Source organism: Aureibaculum sp. 2308TA14-22 (assembly GCF_040538665.1).
Taxonomy (GTDB): domain Bacteria; phylum Bacteroidota; class Bacteroidia; order Flavobacteriales; family Flavobacteriaceae; genus Aureibaculum.
In genome coordinates, this window is record NZ_JBEWXT010000001.1 from 2,176,084 (window position 1) to 2,194,551 (window position 18,468).

An 18,468-nucleotide genomic window follows, 5' to 3' on the forward strand; every position below is an offset into this window, starting at 1 on the left:
TTATTTATTAAAATAGCAATTTAATATTTGCATAGGTATTTTGTAAAGCGTTTTCAACATTGGGTTTAGTAAGCCATTCTACCTTAGTAATGCCTTCCTCTTGTTGAGGATGGAGTTTGCCTTCAAAATCGGTTCTCATTTTAAACCAGTAGGAAGTTTTCAGTACATACTTTTTCTTGTACTTATAAATATGATAAGTAGTTTCTAAAGGTTTTATAATTTTTAAATTCTTTATTCCCGTTTCCTCTTCTACTTCTCTAATTGCAGCTTCTTCAATAGATTCGTCTTTTTCAATTTTACCTTTGGGTAAATCCCATTTGCCATTTCTAAATATAAAAAGAGTTTCTTTTTTTTCATTAAAAACCTTTCCTCCTGCAGCTTCAATTATTTTAAATTGATTAGAAAAATGCTGCCACAAACTTTTAAAATCATCGTCATATAAATAAACAGATTCTATTAAACCTTGCTCCATTTTATTAATAATTGATAATAGGTCAACCTCACCAATAGGATAAAAATAGGGTTCAACTTCATGTTTTAAATCTGATACCAAATGAATGGGAAGATTGTTGAAAAATACGGTCTTCATGAAATAAATTGTATTAAAATAATTGTTTAGCTTTGCCTTTATGATTTTTGAAAAAAACAAAGCAAAAGAAACCGCTGAGTTCCTATTACAAATTAAGGCAATTAAACTCAGTCCAAAAAACCCTTTCACATGGGCATCTGGATGGAAATCTCCCATTTATTGTGACAATAGAGTTGCACTTTCTCACGTGCAGGTCAGGACTTTTATTAGAGAAATTCTTTCAAAAATAATAGATCAAAAGTATGGAAAACCTGATGCAATTGCTGGCGTGGCTACTGGAGCAATTGCCATTGGAGCCTTAGTGGCACAAGAATTGGGGTTACCTTTTATATATGTACGCCCTGAACCAAAAAAACATGGCAGACAAAATCAAATAGAAGGTCAAATTGAAAAACATCAATCGGTTGTAGTGGTTGAAGATTTGATTAGTACTGGTGGTAGCAGTCTGAAAGCAGTAGAAGCACTTAGAGATCAAGAAATTAAGGTAAAAGGAATGGTTGCTATTTTTACTTATGGTTTTAAAGTAGCTGTTGAAAATTTTGCCGCAGCAAATGTAGAGCTTACAACGATAAGCGATTATGATACCTTAATTGAGCAGGCAGTTGCTAGAGAATATGTACCTGAAGAAGATCAATTTACATTACAGAAGTGGAGATTGAATCCCAGTGAATGGGAAGGTTAATTTCCATAGAAAAACAAACTAAAATAAGTTATGAATTTAGAAACCAATAAAGTAACGGTAAAAAAATCACAAAAAGAGATGTTTGAATTTTTGAGTAACGTTGAAAATTTTGAGCAAATTATGCCAGAAAATACGGACAAATTTGAAGCTAAAGAAGATTCTTTTTTGTTTGCATTAAAAGGGATGCCAGAAATTCGTCTTAAAATTGAAGAGACCACACCTAGTGAAAAAATAGTGTTAGGCTCAACCAGTGATAAATTTCCATTTACCTTAACAGGTAATATTATTAGTATAGATGATGATAATAGCGAGGTACAATTATTATTTGATGGCAAATTCAACCCTATGATGGCTATGATGATTAAAAACCCTATTCAAAAATTTATCAGTACATTAAGTGAAAATATTGAAAAACTCTAGTGTATTAATGGTTAAATTGGTTGACTAATATTTTGCTATGGCCTTTTTCTTTAGACAAGGCAAAATTTGCAAGCATAGTTTAATCTAAGGTTAATAATTTTAACGAGGTATAAAGGAAAAAAATAGTAAAATAAGTTAATGAATTTACCCATTGACACACTACGCAAATTTAATTTCCTTTAATCCAAATTCTTTTAGGCTCTCATCCTCCAATTCAACTACTAAATTACCTGCCATTGATGTGCCTACAATTTTGCCCAAAAATTCCTTTTTATCTGCACTCTTAAACATAGAGGGAATCCCTTTTTTATATAAAATAGCTTCGTATTGTTGCTTAATTTTCTTAAACTCTTGTTTTCTCACAGCAATGATTTGATATTGAATTTCCAATAAGATTTTCTCTAGCAACTCATCCTTATCAATAATTCTATTTAATATCTTTTTCAATGAGGTTGCCTGAGTTAAATGTTTTTCAAATTTGACTTGGTTAATATTTAAACCTACTCCTACAATTGCATAATTAACATTTGAATTTTTTAACACACATTCAATTAAAATACCACATATCTTTTTGCCTGCTGACAAAATGTCGTTAGGCCATTTTACGAATAATCTATCAGGAATATAATATCGCAATACATTATAAATAGCAATTGAAATACAGTAATTCAACATGTGTTCGTGAGCGACATTAAGGTTTCCGAACTTAATCAACACACTAAATGTTAGGTTTTTACCTTTTTCTGAAGTCCATTTGTTATCACCCTGTCCCTTACCTTTTAACTGCTCATCAGCAATTACTACGGTTGCATTTTCTATGTCAGTTTTTTTAATTAGATCTCTTAAATAAGAGTTTGTAGAATCTATGGCACTAAGTTTGACTATCTTCATATTATAATTGCAAATATAACACATCAATAATGATAAAATTAATACATTTGCAACAAAATCATAAAGGTAGTTAATGGCGAAAAACAAAGTAAGTACTGATCAGTTAATTTCTGAAATAATAAATGGTATAGATAAAGTTAAAGGCTTAAATGTTAATATTTTAGACTTAAGAGATATTGAAAATACAGTTTGTGATTATTTTATAGTTTGTGAAGGAGGCTCAAACACCCAAGTAAATGCAATTTCTGGCTCAATACAAAAAACAGTCAGTAAAGCATTAAAAGAAAATCCATGGCATACTGAAGGTGAAACTAATGCAGAATGGATTTTATTAGATTATATAAATGTAGTTGTTCATATTTTTCAGAAACATATCAGAGAATTTTATGACATTGAAAGTTTGTGGGGTGATGCAAAAATTACCACATTAGGAGCGTAATAGTAAACAATAACAATTTAGAACACATCGATGAGTAAGGATAATAAAAAAAATAATAACAAACCTTTTAAGGAGTTTAAGTTTAAATTCAATTTTTATTGGATTTATGGTATTTTATTTGCTTTAATAATTGGCTATCAATTCTTTAACAGTTCAGAGTTAGCTACAAGCAAATTAACTGAAAATGAATTTAATGAAATATTAAAGCAAAATGATGTTGAAAAGGTTGTAATCGTAAATAATGATGTAGCTCAGATTTTTATTAAAGAAGAATCTTTGCAAAAAGAGAAATATAACCAAAAGACTAAAAGCCCATTTTATAATTCAAAAGACCCATTATATGTTTATGACTTTGGCGATTTGCAAAATTTTGAAAAAGACTTAGGTAGTTATAAGAAAGAATATAACTTAGATTTTGATTCAAACAATAAAACAGAAACCAGTATTTGGGATGGTCTTTTTATGTGGCTGCCGTTCATATTTATAATAGCCATTTGGATTTTTATTATGAGACGTATGTCTGGATCTGGTGGCGGTGGCGGACCCGGCGGACAAATTTTTAATATTGGGAAATCAAAAGCCAAGTTATTTGACCAAGACCAAAAAGTACAAACTTCATTTAAAGATGTTGCTGGATTAGAAGGTGCAAAAGAAGAAGTTCAAGAAATTGTAGATTTCCTAAAAAACCCTGATAAATATACTAAGCTAGGCGGTAAAATTCCTAAAGGAGCATTATTAGTAGGCCCTCCTGGAACTGGAAAAACCTTATTAGCTAAAGCTGTTGCTGGTGAAGCAAAAGTGCCGTTCTTTTCATTGTCGGGTTCAGATTTTGTAGAAATGTTTGTAGGTGTTGGAGCTTCTCGTGTAAGAGATTTGTTTAAACAAGCAGCTCAAAAATCACCCTCAATAATTTTTATTGATGAAATTGATGCCATTGGTAGAGCTAGAGGGAAAAACAATTTTACAGGCGGAAATGATGAACGCGAAAATACCTTAAATCAGCTACTGACTGAAATGGATGGGTTTGGCACAGATACAAATGTTATAGTGCTAGCTGCTACAAACCGTGCTGATGTTTTAGATAAAGCCCTCATGCGTGCGGGTAGATTTGACAGACAAATCTATGTGGACTTACCAGATATGAACGAGCGTAAAGAAATTTTTGAAGTACATATTAGGCCTCTAAAAATGGACAAAGATGTTGATGTTGAATTTTTGGCAAAACAAACGCCGGGGTTTTCAGGTGCAGATATAGCTAATGTATGTAATGAAGCTGCGTTAGTTGCCGCTAGACAAGATAAAAAAGCAGTACATCATCAAGATTTCCTAGATGCCGTTGATAGAATTGTAGGTGGGTTAGAAAAGAAAAATAAAATCATTACCCAAAAAGAAAAGAAAACCATTGCTTATCATGAAGCGGGTCACGCCACAGTTAGCTGGACACTAGAACATGCTGCTCCTTTGGTAAAAGTAACTATCGTACCAAGAGGGCAATCACTAGGTGCTGCTTGGTATTTACCGGAAGAGAGAATGATTGTTCAAACTGAGCAAATGTTAGATGAAATGTGTGCAACCTTAGGTGGTAGAGCTGCAGAACAATTAATTTTTGGAAAAATTTCTACTGGTGCGTTGAGTGATCTTGAAAAAATCACCAAACAGGCTAGAGCAATGATTACGGTTTATGGACTAAGTGATAAGTTAGGAAACATAACATATTACGACTCTTCTGGGCAATCTGATTACAATTTTTCAAAACCCTACAGTGAAGAAACAGCTGTGTTAATTGATAAAGAAATATCCGAATTAATTGAAACACAGTACAAAAGAGCGATTAAAATCCTTACAGAACACAAAGAGGAATTAACCACCTTAGCAGAACTTCTATTAGAGAAAGAAGTTATTTTCAGTGATGATTTGGTGAAAATATTTGGCGAAAGACCTTTTGTAAAAGAGCCTTTGGCTGTAAAAAAAGCTGATGAGAAATCAGAAAAAAAAGTAACCAAAGAAGTTAAAGAAGAAATAAAAGACGAAAAAGATGTGAACAATGAGGGCGAGATTTCAACAGAATTAGCCTAATCTTTTCTTAAATATATATTTTTGAGAAACTCTCATAGTAAATGAATCTTTTTAAAAAAATTTTTAGCTCGGTCCCCGAAGATAATACTAAAACTACAGTTTTAGAAATGCATTCTTTAGACGAAACTTTTGTACAAAACTTTATCGATAAGGGCGGTAAATTTCTGTACTGTACCAATCAAGAAGAAGTTAATCAACATTTATCTGATATTATTAAAGAAAACAACTGGGAAAAAGTAGTTTGTTTTAATAATGATTTAAAGAAAATTTTGACAATTGTCGATTCGGATAACACATCAACTGTCATTGAGCAATATCCATTTTTCACCTATTGTGAACACTTACTTGCTGATGAGGGAAGTATATTATTTTCTTCTGAACAAGTACGCTATCACAAAATTGTGGACTTACCCGATTATTTTATCGTTTTTGCGAAAACCAGTCAAATGGTAAAAGATAAAAGTGAAGGGTTAATGGGTATTAGACAGACTTATGAAAAAAACTTCCCTACGAACATCAGTTCAATAAAAAGTTATGTACCAGAAAAAGTTGATGATGATTTTTTAAGCTTCGGTAATAATAATGCAAAAAACTTATATTTGCTGTTGTTAGAAGATTTGTAAAATGCGAGAAATCCTTATCAGGGCTTTATCAGGAATTATTTATGTAGCTATTATTATTGGAAGTATTCTTTACTCCAAAGAGTCTTTCTATCTCGTCTTTTTTATATTAATGCTTTTATGCCTTTATGAATTTAAAAACCTAATACATCTTAGTTATAAATGGACGTTTGTAGTAGCAACATTAATCTATGTAAATTATATAGATGTTCCTAGTTTAGACTATAAATATTTGCATTTTTTTCTAATTATAAGTTTATTCGTCCCAGTAATTTATCAATTATTCAAATCTAAAATCACCTTAACTTCTAGTAAATTAGGGCATTATTTTTTAGCGTTAGCCTATATAGCGTTACCTTTTGCAATGTTAATTCAAATTCCTTTTATTAACGGTAACTATCATCCTGAAATTATTATCAGTATTTTTATATTAATTTGGGTTAGCGATACTTTTGCCTATTTGGTAGGAAGTAATTTTGGTAAAACCAAGCTCTACGAAAAAGTATCACCCAACAAAACAGTTGAAGGAGCTCTGGGAGGCTTAGTGGCTGCTTTAATTGCCGGGTATATAATTTCATTATATTTGACAGAAATTGCTTTATTACATTGGATAATAATTGCTTTTATAGTATTTTGTTTTGGTCTTTTGGGCGATTTAATTGAGTCTAAATTTAAAAGAGAAGCAGGCGTAAAAGACAGTAGCAATTTTATACCCGGGCATGGCGGATTTTTAGATCGGTTAGATAGTATTATTTTTGCTGCACCTTTTGTTTACGTATATTTACACATCATTACTTAATTAATCTAAAATGTTTCATAAAGAAGGATATAAGATAATAATACTCTCAATGCTTATTTTTGCTGGGGTTGTTTTATTGGTAGATAACCTTGTACATATTGAATGGCTAAGAACCTCAATTATGGTGCTGTTTCTTATTTTATTTGTGCTTATCCTTCAATTTTTCAGAAACCCAAAAAGACTAACCGTAGAAAATGACAAACAAATAATTGCACCTGTTGACGGCAAAGTTGTAGTTATTGAAGAAGTTGAGGAGCCTGAATTTTTTAAGGATAAACGTAGGCAGATTTCGATATTTATGTCACCTTTAAATGTACACGTAACGCGATACCCTATTGGTGGTAAAATAGTTTTTAGCAAATACCATCCGGGTAAATATTTGGTAGCATGGCATCCAAAATCCTCAACGGAAAATGAGAGAACAACAGTTGTTGTAGAAAACAGTGCGGTAGGCAAGGTATTACATCGGCAAATAGCCGGAGCAATGGCCAAGCGGATTGTCAATTACGCTGTGGAAAATGATAACGCTACACAGGGAGCCGATTCTGGATTTATTAAGTTTGGGTCTAGAGTAGATGTATTTATACCTTTAGATATGAAAATAAATGTATCAATAAACGATAAAGTAAAAGGAGGTGAAACCGTAATAGCCGAATATGTCTAAACTTGATGATAGATTTAAAACCGCTTTTGATATTGCCTCAGTAATGACGCAAAGAATTCCGCCCGATATTATGTTAAAATTCTATGCATATTACAAGCAGGCAACAAAAGGCGAAAATTACAAACAACCTACTGGAGGTATTCCTTTAAAAAATGCTTTTAAACTTAACGCATGGCTTCAAATTAAAAATTTAAGCACCGATGAAGCCAAAGAAAAATATATTGAATTAGTTGAAGAAATTACAAATCAAAAAATAAATTAACATGAACTTTATTAAAAAAATAATAATTGTATCTCTAGGATTACTTTTAAGTTTCAATGCTATTTCCTGCAAAAAAGAAATTGAAAAAGCACCAGCCAAATTCTCCGTTGAAGCTAAAACCATTACTGTAAACTGGACTGGTTATAAAACTACAGATAAAGTACCTGTAAATGGTGTTTTTCAAGAAATTGTAATTAATAATGTAAAAAACGATACTTCTGCGGTAGGTGCATTAAGCGGTACAACTTTTGACATTCCTGTGAGCAGTTTGTTTTCTAAAGACCCAACTAGAGATTCTAAACTCAAAGAACTCTTTTTTGGGGTTATGGATGCTACCATATCGTTAACGGGTACGTTAAATTTAAATACTGACGGTACTGGAAATGTAGATTTAAAAATGAATGGTGTTCAACACAAAGTACCTGTAACATATATTGCTAGTGGTCAATTGGTTGAATTAGAAGGCACATTAAATTTAGAAGATTTTAAAGCAGAATCTGCTTTAGCCTCAATAAGTGAAGCTTGTTTTGATTTACATAAAGGTGCAGATGGCGTGAGTAAAACTTGGAGCGAAGTTGGCATTAGTGCTGCAGTGTATTTAAAGAAGGAGTAAATTTATTATTTATAGGATAAGGAAAAAGCAGCTCAAATGAGCTGCTTTCTTTATTTAAGCTTTATTTTTTACCCTTCAGGCTTAATCACTTTCCAAATTAAGGCACCTACAACACCTCCAATAATTGGAGCTACAATAAACAGCCACAATTGTGTTAAAGCTTCTCCTTGTACAAATAAGGCAGGACCAATACTACGTGCTGGGTTTACCGAAGTACCGGTAATTGGTATGCCAACTATGTGTATCATAGTCAACGCTAAACCTATGGCAATACCTGCAAATTTTCCATTCGCATTTTTGTGAGTTACACCAAAAATCACTAATAAAAAGATTGCGGTTAACACTACTTCTGCAATAAAAGCAGATTGCATGCCATATCCATTGGGCGAACTTGTTCCATATCCGTTTTGGCCTAATCCGTTGGCAGCAATATCATAATCTGCATGCCCTCCAGCAATTAAAAACAACACCCCTGCACCTAAAACAGCACCAATAATTTGGAAGACTATATAGCCCCCAGCGTCTTTGGCATTAATTTTTCCAGCAAATAGCATCCCAACCGTAATAGCAGGATTAATATGACATCCAGATACAGGGCCAATAGCATAGACCATTGCTAATACAGCAATACCAAATGCAAACGAAATTCCTAAAAAGCCGACGTCTCCACCAGCAATAACTGCACTACCACAGCCAATAAAAACAAGGACAAATGTCCCGAACATTTCTGCTAAATAATTTTTCATAATGTATAAAGTTTGGTTAATAATCAAGTTACAAGGTAGTCAAAAAAAGTTATGCTTTAAAAATTCATCTAATTTCAGTACCTTTGCACAAAGATTAATTATGAAATTATTATTGCTAACATTAGGCTTATTAGCCATTGCTTTTGCAGGAATTGCTATTAAAATTTGGGCAAAAAAGGATGGTAAATTTGCAGGCACTTGTGCAAGTCAGAACCCCATGTTAAATAAAAACGGCGATTCTTGCGGTTTTTGTGGTAAAACACCAGATCAGTTTGATACCTGCACTGAACCTCAACATAACTAATGCTAACTTTTTTATATGTAATTTTTATGTTGAGTGTGCTCACTCAACTATGTTTCTTTTACATATTTAACAAATTTTCTTTCTCCAAACCTCAAAAACCAACTTCGTTACAACCTAGTGTTTCTATACTAATTTGTGCTAGGAACGAAGCAAAAAACTTAAAACGAAACTTAAAAAAAGTACTGACTCAAAATTATCCTGATTTTGAAGTTATCGTTATAAACGATGCGTCTACAGATGGTACTTCTGCCCTACTACAAAAATATCAAACAACATTTTCACACTTAAAAGTTGTTGAAATTGAAGCTTCAAAAAATTATTCGGGAAATAAAAAAAATGCAATAACTAAAGGCGTAAAGGCTTCAAAATGCGATTGCCTTTTATTTACTGATGCCGATTGCATGCCTATTTCAGAATATTGGATATCAGAAATGACCTCTCATTTTTCTGATACCGAAAAAATTGTATTAGGTTATGGTGCGTATCAAAAAATCAAGAATTCTTTTTTAAATAAACTAATCCGTTTTGAAACATTAATAACCGTAGTTCAGTACTTTTCTTATACTAAAATAGGCCTTCCGTATATGGGTGTTGGCAGAAATTTGGCCTATAAAAAAGAGCTGTTCAACAAAGTTAATGGTCTAGAAAATCATATACATATCAAATCTGGTGATGATGATTTATTTATTAATCAAGTAGCCAACAAACAAAATACCGCCATTTGTTTTACCAAAAACAGCTTTACGGTTTCAAAGCCAAAAATCACCTTTAAAAATTGGATAAAACAGAAAAGAAGACATATTACCACCGCCAATTATTATAGTCCCATTCACAAATTTTTGCTAGGAATCTATTATTTATCTCAGGTCTCATTTTGGGTGTTGGCAATATTTCTCTTGGCATTTTCGTTAATTGGGCAAATGGATTCCGATAGCTATCGGGAGATTGTAATTGCATTAATTCTAATACGACTTTTAGTACACTATATTATTATTGGCAGAGCCGCACAAAAGCTAAATGAAAGAGATTTGATTTTATGGTTTCCTTTATTAGATATATATTTAGTTTTTATTCAATTTGGCATATTCATTGCAAACTTATTTAGAAAACCCAATACTTGGTAAAAAAAACAGAAAATATAATTGATAGCATAAATAAAGCTAAACAAGGTGATGAAACTTCATACACCTTTTTGTTGAACATTTTTTGGAAGGATATTTATCGGTTTATTTTAAACAAAACCAGTGATGAAAACGAAGCAGAAGATTTAACTATCAGAACTTTTGCAAAAGCCTTTGACAAAATTGACACATTCGATGAAAATTACGAGTTTAAAACGTGGTTAATATCAATTGGAAACAATTTATACATAGACCAGTTACGTAAGAAGAAGACTGAGACTATTTCTTTGCATAAAAAAAATTTAGAGGCACATAAAATTGAAGACGAAGAACCTACACCCGATGATTTATTGATTATTGAGCAAAATTTAGCCGAATTATTAGCATATATAAAACAGTTAAAACCTCATTACCAAGAAATTATAAACCTTCGTTTTTTTCAAGAAATGAGCTATAAAGAAATGGTGGAAGAGCTTGACGAACCCATGAGCAATATAAAAGTAAAATTATTAAGAGCAAAAAAATTATTGGCTGAAATAATCAATGCTTCTAAATGATATTATGGTCGGTTTGTAATTGTTCTTAAAATGGCCTATCGAAGGTTTATCGTAAAATTTGAAATAAGAGAACCGTTAAAAATTTTAGGCTGTTTGAGCTTCCAATGACCTTTAATTTAGCAGGATTTATAGAGCGAGTTCCTAAAATTTAGGTTCCGAATAATAAATTTAGATAAAGTTTCGTCAGCCTAGACTTTTTTGTTTCTTTTTTGGTCGATGAAAAAAAGAAAAAGATCTATCAAAACACGAATTTGTATTAAATCTTAAAATTTTTTTTTTGGAATAGGATAGTAATTTTGAATAAACTCGTTAATCAAAAAGTCCCAATATACAACAACTAAAAAAAAATTACTACTTTCACAAAACCTAACCACCACTTCATGAAAAAAAATTGGATCAAACAATTAGGTCCTGGTTTACTTTTTGCTGGTGCAGCAATAGGCGTTTCACATTTAGTGCAGTCAACACGAGCGGGTGCGGATTTCGGCTTTGGCTTGTTATGGGCGGTTTTGCTTGTCAATCTTTTTAAATATCCTTTTTTTCAGTATGGTCCACGTTATGCAACCGCTACAGGCGAAAGTTTAATTGATGGTTATAAAAGGCTCGGCAAGGGTGTTTTAACCGGTTATTATCTGCTCACTTTTGCCACCATGTTTACCATACAAGCTGCTGTTACCATTGTTACTGCAGGTTTAGCAGCAAATTTATTTGGAATAACCCCAGACACCACTATTTGGAGCATCATTATTACGCTAATTTGCTTAACCACACTGCTAATTGGTAAATACAAACTACTGGATAATTTAATTAAAGTGATTATTGTTATTCTTACGTTAAGTACTTTAATTGCTGTTGGTGTAGCTATATTCAATACCGAAAAAACCATTGAGCTAACACAAATATTCCCCGAGGGAGCATTAGAAATTGGTTTTCTAATTACATTTTTAGGATGGATGCCTGCACCTTTGGATATTGCCACTTGGCACTCTCTGTGGGCATTGGAAAAACGTAAAGACGGTAAAAAGGAATTTGACACTAAGCAATCTTTATTCGATTTTAATATTGGTTTTGTTGGCACGACCATTTTAGCATTTTGTTTTGTTGGCCTTGGTGCCTTAGTTATGTACCAATCTGGCAATGAATTTAGTAGTAGTGCTGGCGTATTTGCCCAACAAATTATCAGTTTATATACAGACACCTTAGGCTCACAGACAGCAATCTTTATAGGTATTGCCGCTTTTACAACCATGTTAAGTACAACATTAACTTGTCTAGATGCATCACCACGTGCTATGGCTAAATCTTCAGAATTATTATTTAATAAAAATACAAAACTCAATTATAATTTTTGGATAGCGTTATTATCAGCTGGTACTATGATTATCTTGTTTTATTTTGTTTCTAACATGATAACCATGGTTAAAATAGCTACTGTCTTATCTTTTTTAACCGCTCCGTTTTATGCCATTGCCAATTTTATGCTAATTTCGGGCAAACACACTCCAAAAGAGTGGCGTCCGTCAATGGTAATGAAAGTGCTGAGCTATATGGGTATTATATTCTTAATTGGATTTAGTGTGTGGTATCTGATGAATTTGTAACTTTGCAATGAAATAAATTAAGGAAAAGAAAATGTCTGAAGAATCTGTAATATTTCCTATAAAAAAACCCAAATGGTTACGTGTCAAATTACCTACTGGAAAAAAATATACGGAACTAAGAGGTTTAGTTGAAAAATACGATTTACATACTATATGTACAAGCGGTAGCTGCCCAAATATGGGCGAGTGTTGGGGTGAAGGCACAGCAACGTTTATGATTTTAGGAAACGTTTGTACTCGATCCTGTGGATTTTGTGGTGTAAAAACAGGAAGACCCGATACAGTTGACTGGGAAGAGCCTGAAAAAGTAGCCCGTTCCATAAAACTCATGCAAATAAAGCATGCCGTAATTACTTCCGTGGATAGAGACGATTTAAAAGATGGTGGCTCAATTATTTGGGCAGAAACCATAAATGCTATTCGCAGAGCAAATCCAGAAACTACGTTGGAGACTTTGATTCCTGATTTTCAGTTAATCCATAAAAATATCGATAGAATTGTAGAAGTAGCTCCGGAAGTAGTCTCTCATAATGTGGAAACCGTAAGACGTTTAACCAGAGAAGTACGTATTCAAGCAAAGTACGATAGAAGTTTAGCCGTGCTGAAATACCTAAAAGATAGTGGGATTAATAGAACCAAGTCCGGCATAATGCTCGGCTTAGGCGAAAAAGAAGATGAAGTTTTCCAAACTATGACCGATTTAAGAAATAACAAGGTTGATGTTGTTACTATTGGTCAATACTTACAACCAAGTAAAATGCACTTGCCTGTAAAAGAATTTATTACGCCAGACCAATTTAAAAAATATGAAGAGTTTGGCCTAGATTTAGGTTTTAGACATGTTGAAAGTGGTGCTTTGGTACGATCTTCATACAAAGCTCAAAAGCATATTTTGTGAATTTTTAACAACTTTTAACCCTTCATTAACCTATCTCACACAATTTTGGCACAACATTTGCCGTTATAGTAGTGTAAACAAAGTAATTTGTTTCATTGTATAAATTATTTGAGTTAGTTAAAATAAAGCGTCCTAGGAGTAGGACGCTTTTTTATTTGTCCTTATTTAGCTTAACCATATAAACAAACCCAACCAAATTATAGGCAAACTTTCTACGAAAAATGCACTATAATACTTGTTTTGATCTTCAGTAGTTTTCATCAAAAAAAGCAAGGTCAATACTGCCATAAAAAAATGAATGCGTAATTGTTCCGGTTGGATAGGTGTTTTTAAAAATTCCAAACCTAAAAAAAGCATCAAAAAAAACAATCCTAATATCTTCGCCTTTAAAATACCAAATGTCTGCGGTAAGGTTTTTAATTCTTCTTTATCGTAAGCAACATCCCTTATATCAAAAGGAATGGTGATTACTACCACGAATAAAAAGCGTTGAATCAACGTAACAATTTCATTAAAATCTATAGATATTTTGTGTTGAATTAACGGCAGTATAACCGTTACTCCAGCCCAAGAAATGGCAATTAAAAACAACTTTACGAAAGCGATATAACGTAAAGATAGATTATGTTTTTTTATACCAAATGGGCTTACATAAAACAGTGTAACTAAACCAAAGGGCATTACCCAATATAATGTTGTATATCTAAATCTAAAAATTAATAAAAAAGCAATAAGAGCACAAAAAACCGTAAATAATACTAAAATAAATTTATTCTTTTTTATAAATTCAAAAAACCAAGGTTGCACTTCATCAACTCTAAAAATGCGGATTAAATTATATGAAGCTATTGTTGAAAACAAACAAAATAATGGAATTAAATTGCTATTTATATCATACGATAATAATGTAATTTTCGCCAAACAAAACACAGCCAATGCCACATGAATATTACTAAAAATGTAAAAATCTAAAATACGCTTTAATAATGGCATTAGGCTAAAGTGCTAAAATGTAATTTATGCTAATAAATAGTACAATTCTAACATCAAAAATACCTCTTTTTTCGTTACTTTTGATGCTTACTAATTCGTAGATAGCTACATTAAATAATTTATTAAAATGAAAACGGATTCTTTTACTTTAAGACATCTTGGACCTCGTGAACATGATGTTCCTCAAATGCTCAACACTATTAGTGTTAAAAGCATAGATGAATTGATTGATAATACAATTCCAAATCATATAAAATTAAATAAATCGCTAAATTTACCTTCGCCCATGAGCGAATATGAATTTAGCAGTTATATTCAGAATCTTTCTAAAAAAAATAAGGAATTCAAATCGTATATCGGATTGGGTTATCATCCTACAATATTGCCAGCCGTTATTCAGCGTAACATTTTTGAAAATCCGAGTTGGTACACTTCTTATACGCCTTATCAAGCGGAAATATCTCAAGGCAGATTAGAAGCCTTATTGAATTACCAAACTGTAATTTCTGACCTTACGGGAATGGATATGGCAAATTCTTCATTGTTAGATGAAGGAACAGCCGCGGCCGAAGCTATGATTATGTTGTACAACAATCGTTCAAGAGCCCAAAAGAAAACTGATGCTCTTCAGTTTTTTGTCTCTGATGATGTATTACCGCAAACCGTTTCCATTCTAAAAACACGTTCAGAACCGTTGGGAATTGAATTAATTTACGGCCATCATGAAGAAGCAACATTTTCGTCAAATGTATTTGGTGCCATTGTTCAATATCCTACAAAGAATGGGCAGATTTATGATTATTCCAATTTTATTGAAAATGCCAATCAACAAGACATTAAAGTTATTATAGCTGCTGATTTATTGAGTTTAGCTGTTTTAAAATCGCCAGGTGAAATGGGAGCATCCATTACCGTAGGTACTTCACAACGTTTTGGAGTTCCTATGGGTTATGGCGGGCCACATGCTGGGTATTTTGCAACTAAAGAAGAATATAAAAGATCAATCCCTGGGCGTATTATTGGTGTGACTATTGATGCTGATGGCAACCGTGCTTTACGGATGGCACTACAAACCAGAGAGCAACATATTAAACGTGAAAAAGCAACATCTAATATTTGTACTGCACAAGTTTTATTGGCTGTTATGGCAGGTATGTATGCAGTATATCATGGTGCTGAAGGCTTAAAATACATTGCCAATAAAGTCCACAGTTTAACTACCATCTTAAATGATGAAGTTAAAAAATTAGGCTTAGCCCAAGAAAATACGGCATTTTTTGATACGCTAAAAATAAAGGTGAGTAATACCAATGCTGTTAAAAAAATTGCTGAGGCGTCAGAAATCAACTTTTTATACATAGACCATACTACTATTAGTGTTTCACTAAATGAAACTACTACCATTGCGGATGTTGACCAAATCATTTCAATTTTAGCTGAAGCTGAAAATGCAGAACATAAAGACTGTGCTAATTATGTGGAATTGAATTCAATTCCTGATGATATTAAACGTACTTCAGAATTTATGACACATGAGGTTTTTGAAAATTACCATTCGGAAACAGAAATGATGCGTTATATTAAAAGATTAGAAAATAAAGATATTTCGTTGACGGATTCTATGATTTCTTTGGGTTCGTGTACTATGAAGCTGAATGCCGCTTCTGAAATGTTACCCTTAAGTTCTAGTAGCTGGAATAGCATTCATCCGTTTGTGCCTATAGAACAAGCACAAGGTTATCAAGAAATGCTTACTGATTTAGAACATTCTTTAAATATTATTACAGGTTTTGCAGCCACTTCATTACAGCCTAATTCGGGTGCTCAAGGTGAGTATGCAGGCCTAATGGTTATAAGAGCCTACCACACTTCTCGTGGTGAATCACATAGGCATATTTGTTTAATTCCTGCTTCTGCACACGGTACAAATCCCGCTTCTGCGGTAATGGCAGGTATGAAAGTGGTAGTTACCAAAACGTCAGAAGACGGTAATATAGATGTGGATGATCTTCGTGAAAAAGCTGAATTGCACAAAGATAACCTCGCGGCGTTAATGGTTACCTATCCATCTACACATGGTGTTTTTGAAAGTGCCATTAAAGATATTACTGAAATCATCCATAATAATGGCGGACAGGTGTATATGGACGGTGCCAATATGAACGCACAGGTAGGGTTGACCAATCCGGCAACCATTGGTGCAGATGTTTGTCATTTGAACCTGCATAAGACCTTTGCCATTCCACATGGCGGTGGGGGACCAGGTGTTGGCCCTATTTGCGTAGCTAAACATTTAGCTCCATTTTTGCCTACCAATCCTATTGTTAAAACTGGTGGTGAACATGCCATAACGGGAATTTCAGCCGCTCCTTGGGGTTCTGCGTTGGTAGATTTAATTTCGTATGGTTATATTAAAATGTTAGGTGCTCAGGGTTTAACTAAAGCTACCGAATATGCCATTTTAAATGCCAATTATTTAAAAAGTAAATTAGAGAAGCATTTTAAAATTTTATATACGGGAGAAAAAGGTTTTGCCGCCCACGAAATGATTGTTGATTTTAGAGAGTTTAAAGCTAAAGGCATAGAAGTAACAGATATTGCGAAACGTTTAATGGATTACGGCTTCCATGCTCCTACCCTTTCGTTTCCTGTTGCTGGTACCTTAATGATTGAACCTACCGAAAGTGAAAGCAAACAAGAATTAGATCGTTTTTGTGATGCCATGATTTCTATTAAAGCTGAAATTGATGGGTATGAAGAAGGAACCGACTCCGTATTAAAAAACGCACCACATACACAAGCGATGCTGACTACTGATGATTGGCAGTTTAGCTATACCCGAAAAGAAGCTGCGTTTCCGTTACCGTATATTTCAGAAGCCAAATTTTGGCCACCTGTACGACGAGTTGATGATGCGTATGGTGATAGGAATTTAGTGTGTAGCTGTAACCCTATTGAGGATTATATGGAGGTTTAAATTTTTTAATTTTATGAAAATAAATAATGTACAACTATTGCGGATATAACCGCAATGCGGTTATGCAGTTGTTGTGTTTAATTTCGACCAACCCAAAGAATGAGTAATATTAGTCCAAATAGTCTTTTCCATTTCACGCCTAAACTGGAATATTTGACTGAAATTTTCAAAAGAGGATTTCAACCCAGATATTGTTTCGAAGACTTAAAATTAAACGACTCTCGTTCGATTCGTGGATTCAATTTTGGAATTCCAATGACCTGTTTCTGTGACATTTCTTTAGGACAAATCAGCAATCATATAAATACCTACGGCAACTATGGAATAGGAATGAAAAAAGAATGGGGAATAAAAAAAAGACTGAATCCTATAATTTATTTAAACAAAGATTCATATGTAGCAGAACCATTGAGCATTATAGCCGAAAACGCACTCAAATTGAATGAACTTAAAGATGAAAACGTGAGAAAAATAGGTGGAGATATTATGAACAGTTGGGTTTCTCTCTTAATGTACTCAAAGCCCTACTCTGGAAACTTTAAACATCAAGGCAAAGAACATAAAGATGTGAAGTTTTATAATGAAAGAGAATGGAGGTACATACCTACAAAAGAAGAAAAAGCTGCACCTCACGGTACTTTGAGTAAAGAAAAAATGGACAACCCAAAGGAATTGGAAAAAGCGAATGAAAAATTAAAGAACTATCGTTTGCGTTTTAAAGAAGATAATGTTAAATATATTTTCGTAAAAGAGGAAAGCGAAATTCATAAAATGGTTAAAGAATTAAGGACAATTAAAAGTTCGATTTATGATAATAAAACAATCGATATATTGACATCGAAAATATTGACAACAAAACAAATATTTGAAGACTTTTAAAAAACCACATACAACATTGGCTATAAGTAATTGCTTGTTCTCGCCTACTTCTGAAAATCCTCGCGGATTTTCAGCTTGGTGTGTACTTGCAAAGTTAAGTGCTAACCCACGCAACTGCTCATAGCCGAGACCGTTGGAATTCATTCAGCTATCGCTGACTAAAGTGGCTCGAACATCAAATTTTTTTCAAAAATCCGCTGCACGAGACGGATAATGGCTATCGCACTTCCGTGCGACTTAACGCCTCATTATCTTCCACTTTTTTGTATCTTCGCTCTCAAAGCAGAACTGCGTTTAGCAGGTCATTGTAACACATTTAAAACAAACTCATTAATAG

20 protein-coding genes are annotated in these 18,468 nt (G+C 33.1%); 16 read left to right on the forward strand and 4 right to left on the reverse strand.

The annotated features are described in order from the left end of the window. Window positions 1–7: 7 nt before the first annotated feature. Window positions 8–589 carry an NUDIX hydrolase gene (locus tag U5A88_RS09700; protein WP_354205945.1) on the reverse strand — a complete coding sequence of 194 codons (582 nt, stop codon included), beginning with the start codon at window positions 587–589 and terminating at the stop codon, window positions 8–10. A gap of 40 nt (window positions 590–629) precedes the next feature. Here U5A88_RS09700 and pyrE point away from each other — a divergent pair, with 40 nt between their 5' ends. Together pyrE and U5A88_RS09710 are read left to right on the forward strand one after the other, a co-directional pair. After that, entirely contained in the window at window positions 630–1,271 is a 642-nt protein-coding gene (gene pyrE / locus U5A88_RS09705) for an orotate phosphoribosyltransferase (RefSeq protein ID WP_354205947.1), read from the forward strand. Window positions 1,272–1,301: 30 nt separating this feature from the next. Further along, the gene (locus U5A88_RS09710; RefSeq protein WP_354205948.1) at window positions 1,302–1,691 is read left to right on the forward strand and encodes an SRPBCC family protein; all 390 of its coding nucleotides are present in this window, start codon (window positions 1,302–1,304) and stop codon (window positions 1,689–1,691) included. 159 nt (window positions 1,692–1,850) lie between these two features. Here U5A88_RS09710 and U5A88_RS09715 read toward each other — a convergent pair whose 3' ends face one another. Next, entirely contained in the window at window positions 1,851–2,582 is a 732-nt protein-coding gene (locus tag U5A88_RS09715) for a biotin--[acetyl-CoA-carboxylase] ligase (protein WP_354205949.1), read from the reverse strand. 73 nt (window positions 2,583–2,655) lie between these two features. On the opposite strand from U5A88_RS09715, the gene rsfS reads away from it, so the two are divergent. From rsfS to U5A88_RS09750, 7 genes are read left to right on the forward strand one after another with little or no spacing between them, the layout of a single operon-like run. Then, window positions 2,656–3,021 (forward strand): ribosome silencing factor, encoded by a 366-nt coding sequence (gene rsfS / locus U5A88_RS09720; RefSeq protein ID WP_354205951.1) that lies wholly within the window; start codon window positions 2,656–2,658, stop codon window positions 3,019–3,021. A gap of 30 nt (window positions 3,022–3,051) precedes the next feature. Further along, complete coding sequence (ftsH, locus tag U5A88_RS09725) at window positions 3,052–5,097, forward strand: ATP-dependent zinc metalloprotease FtsH (protein WP_354205952.1); 2,046 nt, start codon at window positions 3,052–3,054, stop codon at window positions 5,095–5,097. Window positions 5,098–5,138: 41 nt separating this feature from the next. Next, entirely contained in the window at window positions 5,139–5,720 is a 582-nt protein-coding gene (locus U5A88_RS09730) for a hypothetical protein (RefSeq protein ID WP_354205953.1), read from the forward strand. A 1-nt stretch (window position 5,721) separates the two neighbouring features. Beyond that, complete coding sequence (locus tag U5A88_RS09735) at window positions 5,722–6,516, forward strand: phosphatidate cytidylyltransferase (RefSeq protein ID WP_354205955.1); 795 nt, start codon at window positions 5,722–5,724, stop codon at window positions 6,514–6,516. A 10-nt stretch (window positions 6,517–6,526) separates the two neighbouring features. Beyond that, window positions 6,527–7,180 carry a phosphatidylserine decarboxylase family protein gene (locus U5A88_RS09740; RefSeq protein WP_354205956.1) on the forward strand — a complete coding sequence of 218 codons (654 nt, stop codon included), beginning with the start codon at window positions 6,527–6,529 and terminating at the stop codon, window positions 7,178–7,180. After that, on the forward strand, window positions 7,173–7,442 hold the full coding sequence (locus U5A88_RS09745; protein WP_354205957.1) for an acyl-CoA-binding protein: 270 nt from the start codon (window positions 7,173–7,175) through the stop codon (window positions 7,440–7,442). Before U5A88_RS09740 ends, U5A88_RS09745 begins: the two co-directional genes overlap by 8 nt. Before the next feature lies 1 nt (window position 7,443). Continuing rightward, window positions 7,444–8,055 (forward strand): YceI family protein, encoded by a 612-nt coding sequence (locus tag U5A88_RS09750; RefSeq protein ID WP_354205959.1) that lies wholly within the window; start codon window positions 7,444–7,446, stop codon window positions 8,053–8,055. A 68-nt stretch (window positions 8,056–8,123) separates the two neighbouring features. Here the strand turns inward: U5A88_RS09750 and aqpZ are convergent, their stop codons facing one another. Next, window positions 8,124–8,801 (reverse strand): aquaporin Z, encoded by a 678-nt coding sequence (gene aqpZ / locus U5A88_RS09755; protein ID WP_354205961.1) that lies wholly within the window; start codon window positions 8,799–8,801, stop codon window positions 8,124–8,126. A 100-nt stretch (window positions 8,802–8,901) separates the two neighbouring features. On the opposite strand from aqpZ, the gene U5A88_RS09760 reads away from it, so the two are divergent. The 5 genes from U5A88_RS09760 (at window position 8,902) to lipA (ending at window position 13,282) form a co-directional block, all read left to right on the forward strand. Continuing rightward, entirely contained in the window at window positions 8,902–9,105 is a 204-nt protein-coding gene (locus U5A88_RS09760) for a membrane or secreted protein (RefSeq protein WP_354205963.1), read from the forward strand. Then, the gene (locus tag U5A88_RS09765; RefSeq protein ID WP_354205965.1) at window positions 9,105–10,229 is read left to right on the forward strand and encodes a glycosyltransferase; all 1,125 of its coding nucleotides are present in this window, start codon (window positions 9,105–9,107) and stop codon (window positions 10,227–10,229) included. The genes U5A88_RS09760 and U5A88_RS09765 overlap by 1 nt, the downstream gene beginning before the upstream one ends. Further along, entirely contained in the window at window positions 10,223–10,783 is a 561-nt protein-coding gene (locus U5A88_RS09770) for an RNA polymerase sigma factor (protein ID WP_354205967.1), read from the forward strand. The genes U5A88_RS09765 and U5A88_RS09770 overlap by 7 nt, the downstream gene beginning before the upstream one ends. 380 nt (window positions 10,784–11,163) lie before the next feature. Further along, entirely contained in the window at window positions 11,164–12,384 is a 1,221-nt protein-coding gene (locus tag U5A88_RS09775) for an Nramp family divalent metal transporter (RefSeq protein ID WP_354205969.1), read from the forward strand. 31 nt (window positions 12,385–12,415) lie between these two features. After that, complete coding sequence (gene lipA, locus U5A88_RS09780) at window positions 12,416–13,282, forward strand: lipoyl synthase (RefSeq protein WP_354205971.1); 867 nt, start codon at window positions 12,416–12,418, stop codon at window positions 13,280–13,282. Window positions 13,283–13,447: 165 nt separating this feature from the next. Here the strand turns inward: lipA and U5A88_RS09785 are convergent, their stop codons facing one another. Then, the gene (locus tag U5A88_RS09785) at window positions 13,448–14,275 is read right to left on the reverse strand and encodes a UbiA prenyltransferase family protein (protein ID WP_354205973.1); all 828 of its coding nucleotides are present in this window, start codon (window positions 14,273–14,275) and stop codon (window positions 13,448–13,450) included. A 127-nt stretch (window positions 14,276–14,402) separates the two neighbouring features. Between U5A88_RS09785 and gcvP the strand changes: the two genes are divergently transcribed. Both gcvP and U5A88_RS09795 read left to right on the forward strand, forming a co-directional pair. Continuing rightward, window positions 14,403–17,252 (forward strand): aminomethyl-transferring glycine dehydrogenase, encoded by a 2,850-nt coding sequence (gcvP, locus tag U5A88_RS09790; RefSeq protein WP_354205974.1) that lies wholly within the window; start codon window positions 14,403–14,405, stop codon window positions 17,250–17,252. Between the two features lie 99 nt (window positions 17,253–17,351). After that, window positions 17,352–18,131 (forward strand): abortive infection system antitoxin AbiGi family protein, encoded by a 780-nt coding sequence (locus U5A88_RS09795; RefSeq protein ID WP_354205976.1) that lies wholly within the window; start codon window positions 17,352–17,354, stop codon window positions 18,129–18,131. The last annotated feature ends 337 nt before the right edge of the window (window positions 18,132–18,468 follow it).

Coding starts and splice junctions, on each gene's coding strand:
- gcvP (WP_354205974.1), top strand. CDS start 14,403: ATGAAAACGGATTCTTTTACTTTAAGACATCTTGGACCTCGTGAACAT.
- U5A88_RS09795 (WP_354205976.1), top strand. CDS start 17,352: ATGAGTAATATTAGTCCAAATAGTCTTTTCCATTTCACGCCTAAACTG.
- rsfS (WP_354205951.1), top strand. CDS start 2,656: ATGGCGAAAAACAAAGTAAGTACTGATCAGTTAATTTCTGAAATAATA.
- U5A88_RS09715 (WP_354205949.1), bottom strand. CDS start 2,582: ATGAAGATAGTCAAACTTAGTGCCATAGATTCTACAAACTCTTATTTA.
- U5A88_RS09700 (WP_354205945.1), bottom strand. CDS start 589: ATGAAGACCGTATTTTTCAACAATCTTCCCATTCATTTGGTATCAGAT.
- U5A88_RS09735 (WP_354205955.1), top strand. CDS start 5,722: ATGCGAGAAATCCTTATCAGGGCTTTATCAGGAATTATTTATGTAGCT.
- U5A88_RS09765 (WP_354205965.1), top strand. CDS start 9,105: ATGCTAACTTTTTTATATGTAATTTTTATGTTGAGTGTGCTCACTCAA.
- U5A88_RS09745 (WP_354205957.1), top strand. CDS start 7,173: ATGTCTAAACTTGATGATAGATTTAAAACCGCTTTTGATATTGCCTCA.
- U5A88_RS09775 (WP_354205969.1), top strand. CDS start 11,164: ATGAAAAAAAATTGGATCAAACAATTAGGTCCTGGTTTACTTTTTGCT.
- ftsH (WP_354205952.1), top strand. CDS start 3,052: ATGAGTAAGGATAATAAAAAAAATAATAACAAACCTTTTAAGGAGTTT.
- U5A88_RS09710 (WP_354205948.1), top strand. CDS start 1,302: ATGAATTTAGAAACCAATAAAGTAACGGTAAAAAAATCACAAAAAGAG.
- U5A88_RS09730 (WP_354205953.1), top strand. CDS start 5,139: ATGAATCTTTTTAAAAAAATTTTTAGCTCGGTCCCCGAAGATAATACT.
- U5A88_RS09740 (WP_354205956.1), top strand. CDS start 6,527: ATGTTTCATAAAGAAGGATATAAGATAATAATACTCTCAATGCTTATT.
- U5A88_RS09760 (WP_354205963.1), top strand. CDS start 8,902: ATGAAATTATTATTGCTAACATTAGGCTTATTAGCCATTGCTTTTGCA.
- U5A88_RS09750 (WP_354205959.1), top strand. CDS start 7,444: ATGAACTTTATTAAAAAAATAATAATTGTATCTCTAGGATTACTTTTA.
- pyrE (WP_354205947.1), top strand. CDS start 630: ATGATTTTTGAAAAAAACAAAGCAAAAGAAACCGCTGAGTTCCTATTA.
- aqpZ (WP_354205961.1), bottom strand. CDS start 8,801: ATGAAAAATTATTTAGCAGAAATGTTCGGGACATTTGTCCTTGTTTTT.
- lipA (WP_354205971.1), top strand. CDS start 12,416: ATGTCTGAAGAATCTGTAATATTTCCTATAAAAAAACCCAAATGGTTA.
- U5A88_RS09785 (WP_354205973.1), bottom strand. CDS start 14,275: ATGCCATTATTAAAGCGTATTTTAGATTTTTACATTTTTAGTAATATT.